A 21,297-nucleotide genomic window follows, 5' to 3' on the forward strand; every position below is an offset into this window, starting at 1 on the left:
GATGATACGCACGTTTAAGGTTAATGAGAAGCATATCACTTAACAGCGAAAAATACTTTTGTGCATCAATTATAAATTCTAATCTATCTCTAGGATGTAATTGTTATAATTTTCACAGAAACAGTTATCTTTGTTTTTTACTGACATATATATATGGATATAAGGAAATTTTTTTAAAGTGAGGAATGTATATGTGGGAAAAACAAGTTGATTTGGAACGAATTGTGGAAATTCGGACTAAGACTATAGTGTATTTTGGTGTGGGTGCGATTACTAAGATAACCGATATTGCGATCATTTTAGCTAAACAAGGAATTAGTAAGGTTCTTGTAGTTACTGGTAAGGGGTCACATATCAAGTCTGGTGCTTGGGGACATGTGGAACAGGCCTTTGCTGTTGCTGGTATAGCACCAGTATTATACAGTAAAATAACTCCCAATCCGACGGTTGATCAAGTCGATGAAGCAACACAGTTAGCAATGGAGTTTGGAGCACAAGCTGTTATTGCTATTGGTGGTGGCAGCCCAATTGATGCAGGTAAGAGTGTGGCGGTTTTATTAGCTAACCAAGGTAAAACAGCACGTGAACTGTACGAATTTGCTTTTGTACCTGAAAAAGCAGTTCCGATTATCACCATCAATTTAACCCACGGAACAGGGACTGAGGCAGATCGTTTTGCAGTTGTAAGTATACCTGAGAAGGAATATAAGCCGGCTATAGCCTATGACTGCTTATATCCCATGTACTCTATCGATGATCCAGCCCTCATGACTACTTTACCTGCTGATCAGACAGCCTATGTATCAATTGATGCTATCAATCATGTTGTCGAGGCGGCTACCACTAAATTGGGCAACCCTTTTGCCATAAGCTTAGCTCGAGAAACAATTCGTTTAGTTGCCCATTACCTTCCATTAGCTCAACATAATCCGAAGGATCTGGAAGCACGCTATTATTTATTGTATGCTTCAATGATCGCTGGTGTTGCCTTCGATAATGGACTTTTACATTTTACGCATGCTATGGAACATCCTCTTAGTGGCATGAAACCAGATTTGGCCCATGGTTCAGGACTAGGCATTTTATTGCCAGCAGTAGTGAAACACATTTATCCAGCCAAGGGAACTATTTTAGCAGATATCCTAGCACCCTTAATACCTGGAATCAAAGGTACTCCAGAAGAAGCATATACTGCTTACAGTGGATTGAAACAGTGGCTTAAGGCACTCGGTATAAAAGAGAACTTACGTGAGGAAGGGTTTGTTGATGGTGATGTGGCCCGTCTTACAGATTTAGCTTTTGAAACTCCTAGTTTGGGGCTACTACTCAGTATGGCACCAATTGAGGCCAGCCGGGAGACAGTTGCTGCTATATATGCGGATTCTCTATAAAATAATGCTTACAAGGATTCCTGGGCGGAATCCTTGTAAGCATTTTGTATGTTCACGAGAAATATTACGACGATAAGATATCTTCAGCATAGAAAATTCAGATGTATTAGTTATTATACAGATTATGTGACTTATATTGAAAGTGAGCCAATATTTGGTGTCATTACTAGACGACACACAGAATACATTTATTATATAAAAGAAAAGAGAGTAGCGAGCTTTCTTTTATATAATGCCCAACGTTACCGATACTCTATTGAGAATCAGTTAGTTATCTATCCTAAAGTAAAATGCATGTTGCATCTTATTTAGGGATTTCTCCTGAAACATTAAGCCGACTTAAAAAAATGGCAAAAAGCACTTTTTATCATCATATCTATTAATAAGTAAAATCCTACAAGGATTTAAATGCGAATTTTAACAGGGATAATCATCGATAAAATACGATTGACATAAATTAGCCATTTTGTTAGAATATTCTTAATAGTAAAATAATGCATATAGAATGATGGTTATAGGGAGAGATCGCTGAATGCGGCGCCGAAGGAGCAAGAACTTTGTCAAACTCTCAGGCAAAAAGGACCGTAACCGGACTATACTCTGGAGAGTACGCCTTGTAAAGGCGTCACCGATGGGGAGCCTATTTAGGCAAAACTCTCAGGTACAACAGACAGAGACAAAGGGGGATTCGTCCGCCTTTGTCTCTGTCTTTATTTTTAAGAAAACAAGTAGAAAGGGGAGATGGATTATGGCAGCATCAAAAAAGACGCCTCTATATGAGACTCATTTAGAGTACGGTGGAAAGATTGTTGAATTTGGAGGTTGGTTACTGCCAGTACAGTATACCGGGATTTTGGAGGAACATCGAGCAGTTAGAGAAAAGGCTGGCTTATTCGATGTTTCACATATGGGGGAGGTACTTGTTAAGGGGCCTGATGCCTTTGCATTTGTACAAAAATTAGTAACGAATGATGTATCTCGCCTTGCTAATCATAAAATACAGTATACGCCCATGTGCTATCAGGATGGTGGTACTGTTGATGATTTGCTTATTTATAAACAGGGTGAAGAAGAATATTTATTAGTTATTAATGCTGCTAATATTGAGAAAGATTGGCAGTGGATGCAGGAAAATAAGGGCGGCTTTCATACAGAATTAATCAATTTATCCGATCACACAGCGCAGCTAGCCTTGCAGGGTCCCCTAGCTCAGGCTATTCTTAGCCAATTGACAGATATAGCTTTAGAAAATCTAGAGTATTATTGGTTTTTACCAAAAGTAATGTTGGCGGGCAAGGAGACGCTAGTATCTAGAACTGGTTATACTGGCGAAGATGGATTTGAAATTTACTGTCGCCCAGAGGATGCAGCATCATTATGGAATTCTATAATGACTGCAGGTAAATCTTATGGGCTGTTACCTGCAGGCCTAGGCTGTAGAGATACTCTGCGTTTTGAAGCTTGCCTGCCACTCTATGGGCATGAATTATCCAAGGATATTTCCCCCTTAGAAGCAGGGATTGGTATGTTTGTGAAGCTGGACAAAGGTGACTTTATTGGTTGTGCTTCTTTGGCAGAGCAAAAGAAAAATGGCGTAAGACGTAAAAATGTAGGTTTTGTTATAACTGGACGAGGGATAGCTCGGGCTGAATATCCTGTAATGGCACAAGGACGATGTATTGGGATAGTAACCACAGGAACCTATTCGCCAAGTTTGGATAAGAATATCGGTCTTGCTTTAGTAGAAGCCGAATTTGCTATAGTTGGACAGCAATTTGATATAGAGATTCGTGGTAAAAAAGTAGCTGCTCAAGTAATTCCTAAACCATTTTATAATAGAAAGGGGAAATAAAAATGAAAACTCCAGTAGAATTAAAGTATTCACGCGACCATGAATGGGTGAAAATTGAGGGAACTCGTGCAAGGGTGGGTATTACCGATTATGCTCAGTCTCAGCTTGGTGATGTAGTGTTTGTTGAGGTGCCTACAGTGGATAGCAAGATAGCTGTAGGGGCGGGTTTTTCAGTGGTAGAATCAGTGAAAGCAGTATCTGATATTTATGCACCTGTTGGTGGTGTGATTGTGGAAGTAAATGAGACGCTTACTGATGCACCAGAAATTATGAATGAAGATCCTTACGGCGAGGGTTGGCTGGTAGTCATCGAAATAGCCGATCCAGCGGACTTTAACCAACTACTTAGTAGTGACGAGTATGAAAAATTAATAGCTGAAGGAGGTCATTAAAATGGGGTGGAGTTATTTACCTCATACTTACGAAGACCGCCGTACCATGCTTGCCGCCATTGGTGTAGAGAAAGTGGAAGATCTTTTTAATGATATTCCCACCCATCTATTATTTAATCGCCCACTACAGTTACCAGCTCCCATGTCGGAGCCAGATTTGATAAACTACCTTCATAAATTAGCTGGGGTAAATGCTAATCTCCAGGAATATACTTGTTTTCTAGGCGCAGGGGCTTATGATCACTACATACCAAGTGTGATTGACCATGTAATAAGACGTTCTGAGTTTTATACAGCTTACACTCAATATCAACCAGAAATCTCTCAAGGATACTTGCAAGCATTATGGGAATACCAAAGTATGATCTGCCAGTTAACAGGGATGGAAGTCTCTAATGCTTCCATGTATGACGGTGGTACCGCCTTAGCCGAGGCAGCAATGATGGCCTGTAACGTCACAAATCGCAGTGAAGTGCTGGTAGTAAACACAGTGCATCCTCATTATCGCACTGTACTCACTACGTACGGAATGGATTGGGGATATAAACCAACAGAGTTTGGTTATAAAGATGGTACTGCAAATAGGGAAGAACTCACACAATTAATAAACAAAAATATCGCTGCTGTTATCATTCAATCACCTAATTTTTTCGGGTGTATTGAAGATATAAAAAAAGTTGCTGATCTTATTCATGCAGAAGGAGCATTGCTTATCGTGGCTGTCGATCCTATTTCCTTAGGTATTTTAGAAGCACCTGGTGAACTTGGTGCAGATATCGTAGTTGGCGAAGGCCAGTCTATGGGATTGGCGACTGCTTTTGGTGGTCCTTGTCTGGGTTTTTTTGCTGCTAAAGAAAAACTGATGCGCAAGATGCCTGGTCGTATTGTGGGGCAGACCGTGGACCATGATGGTAATCGAGGATTCGTGTTAACCTTACAAGCAAGGGAACAGCATATACGTAGGGAAAAGGCGACTTCAAATATCTGCTCCAATGAAGCTTTGTGCGCCTTAACAGCTGCTGTATATTTGAGCGCTGTTGGTAAAGAGGGCCTGCGTCAGGTAGCCGAATTATCACTGCAAAAATCTCACTACGCATACCGTGAGCTAACAAAATTAGAAGGATTCAACTCTGTATTTGGGGCAAGTTATTTAAAAGAATTTATTATACGTTGTCCAAAATCTATTACCCAAATCAATGAAGAATTACTACATGAAAAAATGATTGGTGGATTGGACCTTGGTATTTATTATCCAGAACTTAAAAACTGTATGTTATTGTGTGTAACAGAAAACAGGACACAGGACGATATTAACCGATTGGTAAAGAAATTGGGGGCGATAGTATGAGAAAAACTAAATCCTTGATTTTTGAAATAGGGAAAGAAGGTCGCTGTGCTGTAGATATGCCTAAATGTGATGTACCACAAGAAGCCATTACATCATTAATACCCCAAGAATTTTTACGAAAAAATCCTGCGGCCCTGCCAGAAGTCAGTCAACTAGATTTAATACGTCATTACACAGAACTGTCTGAACGGAATTTTGGTGTAGATTCAGGTTTTTATCCATTAGGTTCGTGCACCATGAAGTATAACCCAAAAGTGAATGAAGATATCGCCCGTTATCCTGGATTTGCTTTATTGCATCCTTTGCAGCAGCCTGAAACAGTGCAGGGAGCCTTAGAACTGTTATATAACATGGAACAGTATCTTGCTGAGCTTGCAGGAATGGATGCTGTTACCATGCAGCCAGTTGCAGGTGCTCATGGTGAATTGACAGGATTAAAGCTGATTCGGGCCTATCATCGGCGCAATGGGGAAACTCGAAACAAAGTTATCGTGCCTGACTCGGCTCATGGCACCAATCCTGCATCAGCTGCCGTATGTGGGATGGAAATTGTAGAAATAAAGTCAAATGAAGATGGATCGATCAATTTAGATGCACTCCGCACAGCAGTAGGGCCAGATACGGCTGCCCTCATGTTGACTAATCCAAGCACCTTGGGATTGTTCGAAACCAATATTCAAGAAATTGCTAGCATTGTCCATAATGCGGGTGGACTATTATATTATGATGGGGCTAATGCCAATGCCATTATGGGGATTGTTAGGCCTGGAGATATGGGCTTTGATGTTGTCCACTTTAATCTTCATAAGACCTTTGGTACACCACATGGAGGTGGTGGTCCAGGCTCAGGACCTGTAGGTGTAAAGCGTAGCCTTGTTCCATTTTTGCCTACCCCTGTGCTCACTTTTGATGGAAGCAAATATGACCTGGATCATAATCGTCCACTGTCTATTGGCAAGGTACATTCTTTCTATGGTAATTTTGGGATTATTGTTCGTGCCTACGCTTATATCCGTGCTTTAGGTCCAGATGGATTGCGCCAAGCCAGTCAAGATGCTGTAATGAATGCCAATTACTGTTTGACCCAGTTACGGCAGCAGTACCATGCTCCTTTTACTCGTTTTTGTATGCATGAATGTATCTTAACATCCAAGGAACAAACACAATATGGCATTCGAACACTAGATATTGCCAAGCGACTACTGGATTATGGTTATCATCCACCCACCATATATTTCCCTATGATTGTAGAAGAAGCACTTATGATTGAACCAACGGATACAGAAAGCAAGGAAACCTTAGATGGATTTATTGCTGTAATGAGGAAAATTGCGCAGGAGGCCAAAGAAGACCAGTCCCTAATTAAGAGTGCTCCCAGTACTACTGTAGTTGGGCGTTTAGATGAAACTTTGGCCGCTCGCAAACCGGTTGTAAGATGGAAAGAGTAATTTGTTTTACATACCCCCAGAATACCAAATCTATCAGTGTCACAGAAAATCGCTGTGAACAAAATTGCGCTCATTGTGGTGGTCATTATCTGAAACATATGTTGCCAATCTCTGCTATGCAGGAGAGCAACGCTACTAGCTTTTTGATTAGCGGCGGCTGTAAAGCTGACGGGACCGTTCCTATTGGTCAGCATATTTCTGAACTGAGAGCCTTAAAACAAGGAAGGCTTTATAATCTTCATGTGGGATTAATAGATAAGGCTGAAATTGTAGAAATCACTGAGATTGCTGACTGTATCTCTTTTGATTTTGTTGGTGATGATGAGACCATTCGTGAAGTCTTTGGTATAGAACGGACAGTAAGTGATTATATCCATTGTTATAAAGAATTACGTCAAAAAGTTAAGGTGATGCCCCATATTTGCATTGGTCTACATGCTGGTGAGATCAGAGGCGAATATCAAGCAGTAAAGCTTTTACAGGAGCTTGGTATGGATGCATTAACATTTATTATTTTTACACCAACTCGTGGGACTCGTTATGCAAATTGTTTGCCCCCAAAGATGGAGGATGTAGTAAAACTATTAACGTGGGCTCGTCAGGTATGTCCTTCGATACCCATTCACTTAGGTTGTATGCGTCCTGGTGGGCATTATCGTAGTGAAATTGATCAATGGGCGGTTAAAATCGGTATGGATACGATTGTCAATCCTACGCCTAAAGCTGTGGCACTAGCAAAAGAATTAGGCATGTCTATCTTACGGACTGAGGAGTGCTGCGTACTATGAACCTTTGGAAACTTTCTGCAGGTACAGCCTGCCTAATTGGCAAAAAGAAATTTAAAGCGGATGTTCTTCCTACTACTGCTTATATTATGCTCGGGGAAAGGTGCAAAAATAACTGTCAATTTTGTGCCCAGTCACGGGACAGTGAAGCTAGAGTAAATCTGCTTTCCAGGGTGACTTGGCCAGTTTTTCCGAAGGAAGAAGCTGCCGCCGGAATCAGAGATACTTATGAAGCAGGAGCAATAAAGCGAGCTTGTTTGCAAGTGGTATACAGCGCAAATAGTTGGGATACCACTGTCGATGCACTTGAATTATTACATGCTAACAGTGCGGTTCCCATCTGCATATCCAGTCATCTAGAAACAGTAAAGCAGGCGAGAGAGCTTGTATCAAGAGGCGCAGAAAGGGTCTGTATTGCGCTCGATGCCGCTACGCCAGAGTTATTTGGGAAGGTAAAAAAAGGTCAGTGGGCTTCTAAGTGGAGCCTCTTACTAGAGTGCGCACTGGCATTGCCAGGCCTTGTTACCACGCATCTCATAGTAGGATTAGGAGAAAGTGAAGCGGATATGGTGAGTCGAATGGCGGTCTGTATCGACAAAGGAATCCGAATTGGCTTATTTGCTTTTACTCCTATACGTGGGACCCCTTGGGCACATCTGAATGCGCCTACAATTGCTCACTATCGGCGCATTCAGATTGCTCATCATCTGCTTAGGAACGGATATAAGCAGGATATCATTGGCTACCAGGATGGGATCATTTCCGAGTATAACGTACCAAAGGTTGAGTTATTAGGGATATTAAAAGACGGTCAAGCATTTCAAACAAGCGGTTGTGATGATTGTAATCGTCCTTACTATAATGAGCGTCCTGGCGGTCTTATGTATAATTATCCTCGCCGCCTTACGTCTTTAGAAGTTACTAAGGCGATTAAGGAGTGCGAAATTATTAGGGGAGAAAATGATGAACTGGCGACTAATTAACAGTGGATTCGCTGATGCCGCAACAAATATGGCTATTGATGAAGCCATATTACTGGCACATAGCGCTGGTAAAGTTCCGCCCACACTCAGGTTCTATGGCTGGCAGCCTGCTGCAGTTAGTCTAGGATATTTTCAAAGGGTGATGTCTGAAATTGATTTGGACCAATGTAAAGAGCGTAACATTGACGTGGTACGCAGATTAACTGGAGGCAGAGCTGTTCTGCATGACGCTGAGCTCACCTATAGTATTGTTGTCCAAGAAGATAACCCTCTAATCCCTAAAACCATTACGGCATCTTATCGTTATTTTAGCAATGGTTTATTAGTTGGTCTTAAGGAACTTGGTATACAGGCGCAAATGACTGTGCCTGCCGCGATTTATGGGCAAAGGAAAAAACAACCTGCGTCAGCGGCCTGTTTTGATGCTCCTTCTCATTACGAAGTAACAGTGGAAGGGCGAAAGCTGGCGGGAAGTGCCCAGGTACGTAAGAATGGCGTTATTTTACAGCATGGATCATTACTATTGCGCTTTTCCGCTGAGCAGTTTGTAGAGTTACTGCGGTTGCCATCAGTAGAAAAACGCCAGCAGACAGCTCAAATGTTAAAGGAGAGAGCTACAGCGATTGAAGATGTGCTAGGAAGAACCGTGACGTGGCAAGAAGTGTATCATCCCATGCCCGAGGCTTTTGGGACGGCTCTAAGCATCAAGCTAGTGGGTGGAGAACTTACAGAAGAAGAACAAAGAGTAAGTAAAGAATTGGCGTCAACAAAATACAGTCAGGACTCCTGGAAAATGCTTCGATAAGCAGTGGCAACAATACGAGGGAGGAGAAAAAATGGATTATGATGTAGCGGTGATCGGCGGTGGTCCTGGAGGCTATGTTGCCGCCATACGAGCGGCCCAATTAGGCGGGAAAGTATTATTGGTAGAAAAGGATAAGATGGGGGGAGTCTGCTTAAACCGCGGTTGTATTCCTACCAAAACCTTATTAAAAAGCGCTGAAAAATGGCAAGAACTTAAGAGTTGTCATGAATTTGGTCTACAGGCTGAGAATATAGGATTTGATTTTGATGCCATTAGATTACGTAAGAATCAAGTTGTTAACAAGCTGCGTGGCGGTATTGAACAGTTAATCAAAAGCAATGCTATAGAAATGATACATGGAGTAGGAGTACTAGAAGGGCCAAATCGGTTGATTATCACACAAGGAAAAGAGAAAATCAGTTATGAAGCAAAAAATATTATTGTTGCTACAGGTTCTGAGCCCATGCATTTACCTATACCAGGCCAGGATTTGCCTAATGTCATTGACAGTAATCAGCTGCTAGAGATAGATCATGTTCCAAGCAGTATGATGGTCATTGGTGCGGGTGCGGTAGGGATTGAATTTGCCGCTATTTTTCAATCCTTTGGCTCAGAAGTAACCGTAGTAGAAATGCTACCGACAATTTTACCAAATATTGACAATGAAATAGTCAAACGTATGGGGATCCTTCTACGCAAACAGGGCATAAAAATGCTGACAAATACCAAAGTAATTGGTATGGAGGAAAACAACGAAGGCGTTAAGGTTTCTCTTGATAATGGTAAGTCAATTCAAGAACTCACTGTGGGAAAAGTATTAGTAGCAACTGGCCGAAAACCTATAGTAGCTGGGCTAGGGCTTGAAGCTGCAGGTATTGATTACAGCCAGGCTGGTATTAAGGTGAACAGCAAAATGGAGACCAATATACCTGGAATTTATGCTATCGGTGATGTCACTGGAGAGGAAATGTGGGCTCATGCCGCCTCGGCAGAGGGTATGGTTGCTGCAGAAAATGCATTGGGTGATAATGTTAGTATGGATTACAGTGCGGTGCCAGGTTGTATATTTACTACGCCAGAATTAGCTATGGTTGGGCTTACTGAGAAGGAGGCTCAAGACACAAACATAGATATAAAAGTTAGTAAATTTAATTTTGCTAGTAATGGTAAGGCTGTTTCTATGGGTGAAACAGATGGTTTGGTCAAAATTATAGCCGATGCTAATAGTAATAAAATATTAGGCATGCACATCTTAGGAGCCCACGCTAGTGATCTAATTATGGAAGGTGCAATCGCTATTCATAATGGCTTAACGGCAGATCAAATTGCACACACAATTCACCCTCATCCTAGTTTATCTGAGACGGTAATGGAGAGCGCCCATGGAATTAATGGTGATATCATCCATCAGTTTATCTTGAAAGGGCGACCTCTATGAATATTTTCTAGTTTACTAAAGACATTTTTGAAATATAAGACACAGCACGTCCATTTAGTAGTGGAATAGTGCTGTGTCTTTTCTGCGTCATTATATTTTTTATCTATAGTAATGTTGGAAACCAGTAGCTCATAAACTGTAGAAGAGGTGGTGAGCGTGGGAAAAACAACATCCCCTAAGTGTAACGTGACAGTAAGTTATAATCCTCATAAAGATTTAGCTAAATTGGCTAGAGGATACGCAGTTATGATTAAAGTTGCTATTCGTATAATCAGGCAGAAGAAGATTTCTGAAGTAGAATGACTTCTCCGGCAAAAAAAATGGACAGGAATGTGATTAGGACGGTATTGAGCGTTCTTTCGTTCAATATCTAAAAAAATAGAATAGATATGGCGTAATACATATCTTTATGTAGTACTGGGGATAGTAGGAGTTATTTTATATAATGGTGGGTTAATTCTAATGAAATGTAAGGATAATATGGTGTTTGCTTTCGCAAGCCTACAATTACTTTGGTTTTTATTTTTCTTATGATATACCAATCATTGATCTATTTGCTCCATACTAGTAAACCAATAGAGGAGTCCTCTAGCTACGGTTCCAACTATGAAGAAAAGTAAAAAGTGATAGAACCAGTTCCATTTATAAAGTTGAAAAATGCCTAATAAAGAATACACAGGCAAGATTACAAAAACGATAACTGCACAACCGATACCATTCCATAGAAGGAAACTTCTCCATGAAGATGTATACTGAAATACTAACATATACATAATTGGCCCCATAGTAAGACCTACTATGAATAAAGGCGGTTGAAATGGAAGGAGCCTGATTTTAAAACTCCACAATCCTAAAAAACCAACAAGAGTAGTATCTATTACAGCAAAGGCTACGGCACAGAGTGAACCTAACAATAGTAGGTCTTTTATCCTTCGCTTATCAACTAGTTTAAACCATATACCATACGTAACGATAAGTACACCAACCGTAATGAACCAACCAAATGAAAAAAGTTCCTTAGAAATCCAATGTTGGTAGGAGATGTTGGCCGATAGTCTTCCAACTTCATACAAATCAGGCATCTTGTTCCCTCCAGTGAGTTGACATACTTAGCCTTTTTAGCAGAATTACTTGTGTTAAAGTGTTGGTTTATTTCACAAGAACTATGCGGTAAAAAGGAGACTAACGTAACACAAACACTAACTATTTAATAGCTTAGTCTAAGATTGTGGATGCGTATGCATGTCATAAGTTTTAATTGCTTATAGCAGGAATTTTTGGGATTAGGTAGTACGTTTAAGATATGTTAGATTTATTTTCTATGGGTGATTTAAAAGCAGAGACTTTATTGGAAACTTAAAAAGGAGTTACATATGTCGCTGGTTATATATAACCAGTAAAGGGATAAAGGTATCATCTTAATAAAGTGATGACGGCTAAGCTAAAAATTAGCTGATAAAAAAACAAGTAAACGATAATTAAGATGGAGGAATTAATATGATCTACAGAGTGGACATACTTTTATTTGATAAATTTGAAACATTAGATGTCTTTGGGCCTGTTGAAATACTTGGGACGGTGCCTGATATCTTTAAATTGAATTTTGTATCTGTTAATGGAGGAATTGTTGAAAGCTCTCAAAATGTAAGAGTAGATACTAATTTATATACAAACGAAAAAAGTAAAGAAAAAATTTTTCTTGTGCCAGGTGGGATTGGAACAAGAGAAAATATTCAAGACAACAATTTTATAAATCTTATTAAAAATTTTTCTAGTCAATCAAAATATATACTTAGCATTTGTACAGGTGCGGCTTTACTCGCTAAAACGGGAATGCTAAATGGAAAAAGAGCAACAACAAATAAAAGAGCATTTAATTGGGTTACAGAGCAAGGGAAAGATGTTCTGTGGATAAAAGAAGCACGATGGGTACGGGATAATAATATATATACATCTTCAGGGGTATCGGCTGGAATAGATATGACATTAGGATTTATAGCAGACCTTTTGGGGAAGGAAAAAGCATTAGAGATTAGTCAAAGAATTGAATACTTCTGGAATGAAAATAGTAACTATGACCCGTTCTCCAAGATGTATGAATAATTGGTTTATATAGAATAAGGGAAGTCAAAGTGGATCCCCAATTTTTTATAAATAGCAATATATCGCAGACAAACAATATACACACAGGGCCTGTTCATTGCCAAATTTACGTTGTACAAAACATTCTCTTTCTTGACCACAAGCATCACATTTCATATATTCAGATTCACTACTTGCAGATAGCATAAATACACCCCTTTTTTAATTTTAGCTTGCAATAAAATCATATCCTTTATACGGAGTTATTCGAAATATTATTACCTTGCTCAATTGTGTATTATTTGTACAAGAGGGCTTGAAACATACCAAACTTTATGAGGAGGTATGGTTGATAACTATCTTTATACATCAGGATTTACTGAAAAAGTGATTTAGATAAATTTATCAATAAGCATCGGAGGTAGAATATGGGAGCAACGAGATATTGTGAAGTGAAAATTACTGTTCTAAAAAAGATCGAAGTAGGTGATATCCACAAAGAATATGCCTCAGAGGGAGTACATACTACCTGTTTAAAATATAATGAAGGACAAGAATATGTGTCTAAGAATTGCAATAAACCCGAAGGATTTTGTAGTTGGGCTTGGGCAGGAGCTCAAGATAAGGTTGTATTTTTAGCACTAGGGCATGATTATCCTTGGATTAAGCAGAAAGGAACTGAAATATTCTGTTGCGCTGATGGGCTTCATCCAATTCTTTATAAATTAGAAAGAATTGAAAATAGTATTTAAGATTTAATAAGCAGTTTTCTTAGATGAAGGCAAATTGTTCAAAGAATGGAAACATAAGAAACTCCCTAGAGTTTAGGGAGTTTCTTGTATTTATTATAGGAAATAATGGATGGCTACATCAAAAGAATGTCCTATTATTTAGTATAATGAAGAAAAGTATTATTGCATATCATACTGTAAATTACACTGTTAGACATTGTTTGGATATGCAATATTTAGAATTACCAGCAACATTAGTATCTGGTGACTTCATCCACTTTGTCCATGAACAGATGAAAACTGAAGCGGGATTGAGTATGCGTTATTCTTTTTCAGGATCTGTATACTTTGAAAGAATGAAAAATCTATCCCTTTATTCTATAAACCGTACTGAAATAAATGAAAGAGTAACTCGTGCTGGATTGAATGATATCTATAATATATGCCTAGTATAAGGAGGTATAAGATGGATAGGAATATATTCCAGTGTATTGATATTAATTCAAAATATTGCCCTTGTTTATTAGCAGAAACGAATCAGTGTGTTGTTTGCAGCCATTTAAAAGGGGACGGTACTTGTAATTGCAACTGGGCGGGAGTATGTATATTATACGAAAAACATTGGCAGTATAAAAAACAACCACAAAGTGATGAAATCATAAAAACAAGGAAGGAAGAAGAGGTTAACTTTGTTATAAAAGAACAAATTAGTGAGAATACATATAGGCTAGAAATGCAAGTGAGTGATGAATTTGCCGAACAATTAACTTCAATTGGTTCTTTTGTTTTTTTACGGCGTCCAAATGATCCACACTTTTTTTCTTTCCCCGTTAATATTATGAAAGTGGAAAATAATACGATACAAGTAGTCATAGAAACCATCGGACCTAAATCACTTAGGATTATAGCCGATAATAACTGTAAAATAGTCGTACGTGGACCATACTGGAACGGAGTTTTAGGTCAGCCCTGGATTGACAATCTTACTTATGGTAAGATAATATTAGTAGCTGGTGGTATAGGGCAAGCCCCTGGTTTACCTCTTGCGGTTAATTTAATGAATAAGGATAAGAATAATCAAGTTTTGACCATATTAGCCCCTGGTAAAGTCGGAAGTATATTTATTGCAGAAGAATTACATCAACTAGGTGCTCTAGTACATGTTGTACCTTCCTTGCGTAAGGTAGGGATGCCTACGCTTAAAAAGTGGATAAATCAGGAGAAGCCCGACCTTATAGTAAGCGCTGGACCTGATAGTCAACATTATGGAATAATAACAGCTATGCAGGAAGCAGGAGTTAATATACCTATGGTGGCGACTAATAATGCTACAATGTGTTGCGGTGAAGGTATTTGTGGCAGTTGCTTAAAAAAGGTACAGGGAAACAAAGAAATTAGACTTTGTAAGCAACAAACTGATTTTTATAACATTATGGTAGATTAATTATTTTTCAAAGGAGCTTATTATATTGGAACGTTTGCAGAAAGTTATCAGTCAAGCTGGAGTTGCTTCTAGAAGAGAATCCGAGAAAATTATACAACAAGGTCGAGTGACGGTAAACGGTAAGGTAGTTACGGAAATGGGGACGAAAGTAATTCCAGGTAAAGACCGGATTATGGTTGACGGTAAACCTATAGCCGGTGAGAAACTCGTCTATATTTTACTGTATAAACCAAAAGGAATATTAACTACACTAAAAGATCCCCAAGATCGTAAAACAGTGGCATCATTAGTTAGTGATATTACGCAGCGTATCTACCCAGTAGGTCGGCTTGATTATAATACAGAAGGCCTACTATTATTAACTAATGATGGCGCACTAACCCATGCATTAATACATCCAAGTAAGAAAATAGATAAAACTTACATAGCCAAAGTTGCTGGCAGACCGTCACAGGAAAAACTAGACTTACTTAGGGTTGGCATTCAATTAGAGGATGGCATGACAGCACCCGCTGTAATAAACATGATAGATTTTGATCGCGAAAGAAATATGACGAGTCTACAAATCACAATTCATGAAGGCAAAAATCGTCAAATACGACGTATGTTTGAGGCAATCGGTTCAGATGTGAAGCAACTTAAACGGGTTCAATTTGCCTTTCTGACACTTGAAGGTTTACGCCGAGGTAGTTATAGACATTTACTTCCTCAAGAAGTAGAAGCCTTACAGAATCTCAATAAATAAATAAGAGTGTGAGCCCTTATTTGCAACATAATAAGGGCTTTTTGTTATACTACATATAGGAATTTTACGTACTAAAGTCTACATGAAAGGGTGTTTAGATGAAAAAGATTATTGTAATTGGTGCTGGTCCTGCAGGAATGATGGCCGCCGTTAGTGCCAGCCAAAATGGTGGAAAAGTAACTATTTTAGAAAAGATGTCTGTTGTAGGTAGGAAATTATCTATTACTGGTAAAGGTAGATGTAATATTACTAATATTGCTGATAAGGAAACTATTATCAAAAACATGCCGGGAAATGGCTCCTTTATCTATAGTGCCTTATATAGCTTTAGTAACCAAGACATCATTGATTTTTTACATAGTTATGGAGTAATGACTAAGGTAGAACGAGGTGGACGTGTCTTCCCTGTAAGCGATCAAGCAAAAGATGTCGTAGAAGCTTTTATGAAAGCCTTTAAAGAACTTGATATAGAGGTGGTAACGGGGCAGCAGGTAAAAAGAATTCTCACGCATGACGGTAAAGTAACAGGAGTTCTTGCAAACAACAATGTTCAGTACAGGGCTGACGCTGTGATCTTAGCCACTGGTGGTGCTTCTTATCCTGGTACTGGTTCCTCTGGCGATGGATATCGTATGGGCGAAATGATTGGACATACAATTGTTCCATTAAAGCCGTCATTAGTACCACTAGAGGTAGGGGAAGATTGGATTGGCGACCTACAAGGGTTATCATTAAGAAACGTATCTGCTAGTGTAATTTTTGGAGGCAAAAAAGTAGCGGATGATTTCGGTGAGATGTTATTTACTCATTATGGGCTATCTGGACCTATTATTTTATCATTAAGTAAGAAGGTAGCTGAACTACTAACAAACTATCCCAATCAAGAGGTACTAATACAAATTAACTTAAAACCAGCTTTAACAGCTGAAGTGTTAGATAAACGAATTCAGCGAGACTTTGAAAAATTCGCCCGCAAACAATTGAAAAATTCACTTGGTGAATTACTGCCAGCTAAATCAATTGATGTCATTATCGATTTAGCCCATTTGGATCCGGATAAATTTGTCCATCAAATCACAAAAGGCGAGCGTGCACGATTAGTTGAACAGATCACAAAATTAACCTTTACAATAACAGCCACACGTCCGGTTAGTGAAGCAATTGTCACAGCAGGTGGTATACACGTTAAGGAAATCAATCCCAAAACAATGGAATCTAAAGTAGTGGAAGGACTGTATTTGGCTGGTGAAGTAATTGATATTGATGGCTATACTGGTGGATATAACTTGCAAGCTGCTTTTTCTACTGGATATGTAGCAGGTCATAATGCGGCAGAAATGTAGCATCTAACGGATCAGTATGTACTGGAAGAAACGGCGTATAATAAAGACAAAAAGGTAGAAAAGCGGGTGACATCTTTAGTGACTAACTCTAAGGACAATTGGATGGAACGTGGTGAAGCTATACTATTTCGCTTGCTAGTAATCTGTATTACGACGTTGTTTATATCCCAACTGTTGTTATTTAAAGAAGGTACACGAATCTATTTATCAAAAGTTGATCAAATGGAAGGTGAACGTATTACTGCTGCTATACCTCTACATACAGATACGCCCTTACAAATTATTGAAGAAACTACTGTTATTAAGCACTATCAAAATCTTTTGCGTAAAAGTAAAGTACTTCTAATTCACATGGTTAAACCACCTACAGAATCAGATGTTTTTATAATGGTAAATGGTAAAAGAGTAGGCGGCTTTACCAAGGGCAATAGCAAGATTACCATATATGATGGTGATTATGTCGAAATTGATGCAACAGCCCTTGCTCAGCCAATTCAATTTATTATTAATGTCCCAGATAATGATCTACTTTCTCCACAGGATGGCTTAATCGTAGAAGGATCGAAGAGAATTCTGCCAATTGGTAAAATAAAATTTAAAAATGAGTAGTAAAAAGGATAATAGAATCTGGCGGTGAATTATAAATAAATATATTTTTGTTAATTATCGGAGGCTCTTATAGATGATTATTGTAATGACAGATTCGACAAATGAACAAATCGAACATGTAATGGGGAAATTTCGCCAGCATGAAATAGAGGTTCATTGTCTTAATAGTTATGGTAAAACAATTATTACGGCGATTGGTGATTCTTCAGCTTGTAATCCTGCAAGTTTTGAACGAATGCCAGGGGTTGAAAAAGTAATATCAATTGTAACGCCATTCAAATTAGTTAGCCGGGAGTTTCGGCGAGAAAATACTATAGTAACTGTTGGTAATGCTGTATTTGGTGATAAAAAAGTATCTGTTATTGCTGGTCCATGTGCTGTTGAAGGATATGAGCAATTACTAGAAGCCGCCCTAGCTGTAAAAAAAGCTGGAGCATGCATGCTTCGTGGAGGGGCTTATAAACCACGCACATCACCATATAGCTTTCAAGGGCTCGAAAAAGAGGGATTGGCAATACTTAAAGCTGTTTCTCTTAAGGCAGGATTACCGGTTGTTTCCGAGGTAACAGATCCTCGAACAGTTGAAATGATGAGCGAGTATGTAGATATGCTACAAGTTGGTACCCGCAATATGCAAAACTTTGTTCTTTTAAAAGAAGTAGCCAAAAGCGGAAAGCCGATCTTACTTAAACGTGGTCTATCAGCTACTATGGAAGAGTGGTTGATGGCAGCAGAATATATTATGGCTGGTGGCAATGAGAATATAGTGTTATGTGAACGCGGTATTCGTACCTTTGAAACATATACACGTAATACCTTAGATTTAAATGCAATACCTTTAATCAAACACCTTAGTCATTTACCAGTTATTGTTGATCCTAGTCATGGTACTGGGAATTGGCGTTTAGTTAACCCAATGTCAAAAGCCTCTCTTGGAGCTGGAGCAGATGGCTTAATTATTGAGGTTCATCCTTGTCCAGAAGAAGCTGTTTCCGATGGGCAACAATCGCTAACACCTCCCAATTTTGAACAAATGATGAGAGAATTACAATGCCTGGCAATGGCTATTGATAGGGTTATGTAATATAGTTGACTAAAACATGGGGGAGATTTTACATGTTAGAAAATATAACTATAAGTCCAAAAGGTGGTTTATCTGGAACAATACATATTCCCGGCGATAAATCTATTTCTCACCGGAGCGTTATGTTTGCAGCACTTGCTTCTACACCTGTAGTAATAAAAAATTTCTTGTACGCTGAAGATTGTCTATCAACTGTTAGTTGTATGCGAGCGTTAGGTGCAAAAATTGAAAAAGATGCATCTAATAACTTACATGTTCTAGGAAATGGATTACACGGTTTACAAGAGCCGCCTAACATAATGGATGCAGGAAACTCTGGGACTACATTACGTTTATTATCAGGTATTTTAGTAGGACAACCCTTTTTTAGCGTACTTACAGGTGATGCCTCTTTACGTAGTAGGCCAATGGCTAGAGTCGTTACTCCTTTAACTAAGATGGGCGGGAAAATAAGCGGTCGTCAAGATACACGGTATATTCCGATGGCTATCATGCCAAGTGAAAAAATAGAGGGTATAGAATATAATATGCCAATGGCTAGTGCTCAAGTAAAATCAGCGATATTATTGGCAACGCTATTCGCAAGTAGTCCAAGTATTGTGACAGAACCATATATATCCCGTGACCATACAGAACTTATGTTAGAGACTTTTGGTGTAAAAATTAAAAGACAAGGTACAAGTGTAGGTGTCAGTCCCATAGCTGATTTACAGGCACCAGCGGAAATTGATGTGCCTGGCGATATAAGTTCAGCTGCTTTTTGGTTAGTAGGCGCATCCATTATTCCTAATAGCCATTTAACTCTTAAAAATGTTGGAATAAACCCAACTCGTACAGGAATTTTAGATATACTAAGGCAAATGGGTGCAAATATAACGATCGAAAATGAGCGTTTTAGTGGTGCTGAACCTGTCGCTGATCTTGTGGTTAAATCAGCGGAGTTAAAAGGTGTTACAATTGAGGGACCTATCATACCAAGACTAATTGATGAAATACCAGTATTGGCTGTAGCAGCTTTATTTGCAAATGGGCAGACTACGATTCGGGATGCTGAGGAATTAAGGGTAAAGGAAACTGATCGCTTAAAGGCTGTTGCTAGCGAACTGGGTAAAATGGGAGCCATTATAACGGAAACAAAGGATGGGCTTACCATTAATGGTCGACAGAAATTACAGTTTGCCAAATGTTGCTCTTACCATGATCACAGGATGGCTATGTCTCTTGCAATCGCTGGTGCTGCATCAAATGGTGTAGAAATTAATCAACCTGATTGTGCTAATATTTCTTATCCTAATTTCTTTACAACATTAGATACTATTAGAGCATAATTTTATACTGCTTCCAGTTATAGATTGGAAGCAGTATATTTAATTTTGTAGATGGAGGAAGTTATGAAAAAATTAATTATTGCGATAGATGGGCCTGCTGGAGCAGGTAAGAGCACGGTTGCTCAAATACTGGCTCATAGGCTTCGTTATAACTATATTGATACTGGAGCAATGTATCGGGCTATAACCTGGAAAGTAATGAAAACCAATGTAAATAATGATATAATAGCTATTGAAAATATCGCTAAAAATATTAAGATTCAATTAGATTATGTCGATGGAAAAACTAATGTATTTGTAGATGGTTTTAATGTTACTGAGGAAATCCGTAATCCAGCAATTTCTCGACTGGTCTCTGAAATTGCTCAAATTAGAGCTATACGTGATGCTATGCTCCAATTGCAACGTCATATGGCCACCGCTGGTGGAGTTGTTATGGATGGACGTGATATTGGCACCCATGTCTTACCTAATGCGGATGTAAAAGTATTTTTAACAGCTTCCATTAAAGAACGTGCTGACCGTCGATGGCGAGAGTTAACGGAGAAGGGATTTATTGTTAATCGTGAAGAACTTGAGAAAGAAATAGCTGACCGCGATAAAGCAGATAGCGAACGTGAATTTGCACCACTAATACAGGCTTCTGATGCTATATTAATTGATACAACTACACTTTCTATAGAAGAAGCGGTAACAGCAATTTTAAAAAATTGCGAGGAGAGATCTAGTCTTGTATAACGTAGTTAGGGTCTTTTTACATTATTTTTTTAAGATTATTTTTCGTTGTAAAATTATTGGAGCCGATAATATACCCTCCCATGGTGGTGCAATTATAGCTGCTAATCATGTGAGTCTGTTTGATCCCCCTGTAGTTGGAACGGCTTTCCCTAGACCTATTCATTTTATGGCCAAAGAGGAATTATTCGCAAAACCAATTTTAAAATGGATTTTCACAAAACTAAAAGCATTCCCTGTACGTCGTGCTACAGCTGATCGGACTGCCATTCGTCATGCGATTAATTTACTAAATAATGGTGAGCTACTCGGCCTTTTTCCAGAAGGTACCCGTAGCAAGACAGGAAAACTAGGTAAACCAGAAACAGGCTTAGCTATGATTGCTTTAAAGTCTGGAGCCCCAGTAGTGCCTGCCGCAATAATTGGTACTAATAAGGTATGGAAAGAAGGACTTCTATTACCGCGTTTTATAGTTAAATTCGGTAATCCGATCAATGTTGAACAGGGAAAGTCTGATAAAGAAGCAATGGAAAACCTTAGTAATAGAATAATGCAAGAGATTTCTCATTTATTAGAAGAAAGATAAACAACTACATTAGAAACAAAAAGGTACTTATGATTTGCATAAGGTACCTTTTTGTTTGCTGCTTGAAATAGTACATCCACTTTTTATGTTACAGTCGCTAAATAAAAAGGAATTATATTATTAACAGGGAATATCAATAAGTAATTTGCAATTAATAGGAGGTCACCC

Annotated in this window: 22 protein-coding genes and 1 riboswitch; of the genes, 21 read left to right on the forward strand and 1 reads right to left on the reverse strand. The window is 38.8% G+C overall.

The genetic code is table 11. The features are described from left to right. The first annotated feature begins 191 nt into the window (after positions 1–191). From QSJ81_RS10115 to QSJ81_RS10160, 10 genes are all read left to right on the forward strand, one after another. Positions 192–1,391 (forward strand): iron-containing alcohol dehydrogenase, encoded by a 1,200-nt coding sequence (locus QSJ81_RS10115; RefSeq protein ID WP_285717285.1) that lies wholly within the window; start codon positions 192–194, stop codon positions 1,389–1,391. Positions 1,392–1,897: 506 nt separating this feature from the next. Beyond that, a riboswitch (glycine riboswitch) is annotated at positions 1,898–1,985 on the forward strand. Between the two features lie 154 nt (positions 1,986–2,139). Beyond that, the gene (gene gcvT, locus QSJ81_RS10120; RefSeq protein ID WP_285717286.1) at positions 2,140–3,243 is read left to right on the forward strand and encodes a glycine cleavage system aminomethyltransferase GcvT; all 1,104 of its coding nucleotides are present in this window, start codon (positions 2,140–2,142) and stop codon (positions 3,241–3,243) included. A gap of 2 nt (positions 3,244–3,245) precedes the next feature. Next, a complete protein-coding gene (gcvH, locus tag QSJ81_RS10125; protein ID WP_285717287.1) occupies positions 3,246–3,635 on the forward strand; it encodes a glycine cleavage system protein GcvH in 390 nt (129 codons plus the stop codon). 1 nt (position 3,636) lies between these two features. After that, positions 3,637–4,983: an aminomethyl-transferring glycine dehydrogenase subunit GcvPA gene (gcvPA, locus tag QSJ81_RS10130; RefSeq protein WP_285717288.1), complete on the forward strand. Its 1,347-nt coding sequence runs from the start codon at positions 3,637–3,639 to the stop codon at positions 4,981–4,983. Continuing rightward, positions 4,980–6,431: an aminomethyl-transferring glycine dehydrogenase subunit GcvPB gene (gcvPB, locus tag QSJ81_RS10135; protein ID WP_285717289.1), complete on the forward strand. Its 1,452-nt coding sequence runs from the start codon at positions 4,980–4,982 to the stop codon at positions 6,429–6,431. The genes gcvPA and gcvPB overlap by 4 nt, the downstream gene beginning before the upstream one ends. After that, the gene (gene lipS1 / locus QSJ81_RS10140; protein ID WP_285717290.1) at positions 6,419–7,219 is read left to right on the forward strand and encodes a LipS1 family lipoyl synthase; all 801 of its coding nucleotides are present in this window, start codon (positions 6,419–6,421) and stop codon (positions 7,217–7,219) included. The genes gcvPB and lipS1 overlap by 13 nt, the downstream gene beginning before the upstream one ends. After that, positions 7,216–8,199: a LipS2 family lipoyl synthase gene (gene lipS2 / locus QSJ81_RS10145; RefSeq protein WP_285717291.1), complete on the forward strand. Its 984-nt coding sequence runs from the start codon at positions 7,216–7,218 to the stop codon at positions 8,197–8,199. Before lipS1 ends, lipS2 begins: the two co-directional genes overlap by 4 nt. Then, positions 8,177–9,004 (forward strand): octanoyltransferase LipM, encoded by an 828-nt coding sequence (gene lipM / locus QSJ81_RS10150; protein ID WP_285717292.1) that lies wholly within the window; start codon positions 8,177–8,179, stop codon positions 9,002–9,004. The genes lipS2 and lipM overlap by 23 nt, the downstream gene beginning before the upstream one ends. Positions 9,005–9,035: 31 nt before the next feature. Next, a complete protein-coding gene (lpdA, locus tag QSJ81_RS10155; protein ID WP_285717293.1) occupies positions 9,036–10,442 on the forward strand; it encodes a dihydrolipoyl dehydrogenase in 1,407 nt (468 codons plus the stop codon). A gap of 156 nt (positions 10,443–10,598) precedes the next feature. Then, complete coding sequence (locus QSJ81_RS10160) at positions 10,599–10,745, forward strand: hypothetical protein (protein ID WP_285717294.1); 147 nt, start codon at positions 10,599–10,601, stop codon at positions 10,743–10,745. A 239-nt stretch (positions 10,746–10,984) separates the two neighbouring features. On the opposite strand, the gene QSJ81_RS10165 is transcribed toward QSJ81_RS10160, so the two are convergent. Then, positions 10,985–11,524 carry a CBO0543 family protein gene (locus QSJ81_RS10165; protein WP_285717295.1) on the reverse strand — a complete coding sequence of 180 codons (540 nt, stop codon included), beginning with the start codon at positions 11,522–11,524 and terminating at the stop codon, positions 10,985–10,987. A gap of 415 nt (positions 11,525–11,939) precedes the next feature. Between QSJ81_RS10165 and QSJ81_RS10170 the strand changes: the two genes are divergently transcribed. The 11 genes from QSJ81_RS10170 (at position 11,940) to QSJ81_RS10220 (ending at position 21,129) form a co-directional block, all read left to right on the forward strand. Beyond that, a complete protein-coding gene (locus QSJ81_RS10170) occupies positions 11,940–12,545 on the forward strand; it encodes a DJ-1/PfpI family protein (RefSeq protein WP_285717296.1) in 606 nt (201 codons plus the stop codon). 407 nt (positions 12,546–12,952) lie between these two features. Next, the gene (locus QSJ81_RS10175) at positions 12,953–13,276 is read left to right on the forward strand and encodes a TIGR04076 family protein (RefSeq protein WP_285717297.1); all 324 of its coding nucleotides are present in this window, start codon (positions 12,953–12,955) and stop codon (positions 13,274–13,276) included. Positions 13,277–13,299: 23 nt separating this feature from the next. Further along, on the forward strand, positions 13,300–13,710 hold the full coding sequence (locus QSJ81_RS10180; RefSeq protein ID WP_285717298.1) for a hypothetical protein: 411 nt from the start codon (positions 13,300–13,302) through the stop codon (positions 13,708–13,710). 11 nt (positions 13,711–13,721) lie between these two features. Next, the gene (locus tag QSJ81_RS10185) at positions 13,722–14,699 is read left to right on the forward strand and encodes a hypothetical protein (protein ID WP_285717299.1); all 978 of its coding nucleotides are present in this window, start codon (positions 13,722–13,724) and stop codon (positions 14,697–14,699) included. A gap of 22 nt (positions 14,700–14,721) precedes the next feature. After that, entirely contained in the window at positions 14,722–15,444 is a 723-nt protein-coding gene (locus QSJ81_RS10190; protein ID WP_285717759.1) for a pseudouridine synthase, read from the forward strand. 98 nt (positions 15,445–15,542) lie between these two features. After that, positions 15,543–16,787 carry a BaiN/RdsA family NAD(P)/FAD-dependent oxidoreductase gene (locus QSJ81_RS10195; protein WP_285717300.1) on the forward strand — a complete coding sequence of 415 codons (1,245 nt, stop codon included), beginning with the start codon at positions 15,543–15,545 and terminating at the stop codon, positions 16,785–16,787. A 78-nt stretch (positions 16,788–16,865) separates the two neighbouring features. Beyond that, entirely contained in the window at positions 16,866–17,396 is a 531-nt protein-coding gene (locus QSJ81_RS10200) for a DUF5359 family protein (RefSeq protein WP_285717301.1), read from the forward strand. A gap of 73 nt (positions 17,397–17,469) precedes the next feature. Next, entirely contained in the window at positions 17,470–18,480 is a 1,011-nt protein-coding gene (gene aroF, locus QSJ81_RS10205) for a 3-deoxy-7-phosphoheptulonate synthase (protein WP_285717302.1), read from the forward strand. 32 nt (positions 18,481–18,512) lie between these two features. Next, positions 18,513–19,808 (forward strand): 3-phosphoshikimate 1-carboxyvinyltransferase, encoded by a 1,296-nt coding sequence (aroA, locus tag QSJ81_RS10210; protein WP_285717303.1) that lies wholly within the window; start codon positions 18,513–18,515, stop codon positions 19,806–19,808. Between the two features lie 63 nt (positions 19,809–19,871). Next, a complete protein-coding gene (cmk, locus tag QSJ81_RS10215; RefSeq protein ID WP_285717304.1) occupies positions 19,872–20,546 on the forward strand; it encodes a (d)CMP kinase in 675 nt (224 codons plus the stop codon). Beyond that, positions 20,539–21,129: a lysophospholipid acyltransferase family protein gene (locus QSJ81_RS10220; protein WP_285717305.1), complete on the forward strand. Its 591-nt coding sequence runs from the start codon at positions 20,539–20,541 to the stop codon at positions 21,127–21,129. The genes cmk and QSJ81_RS10220 overlap by 8 nt, the downstream gene beginning before the upstream one ends. Positions 21,130–21,297: the final 168 nt, after the last annotated feature.

The sequence above is a fragment of the Pelosinus sp. IPA-1 genome (assembly GCF_030269905.1).
Lineage (GTDB): Bacteria > Bacillota > Negativicutes > DSM-13327 > DSM-13327 > Pelosinus.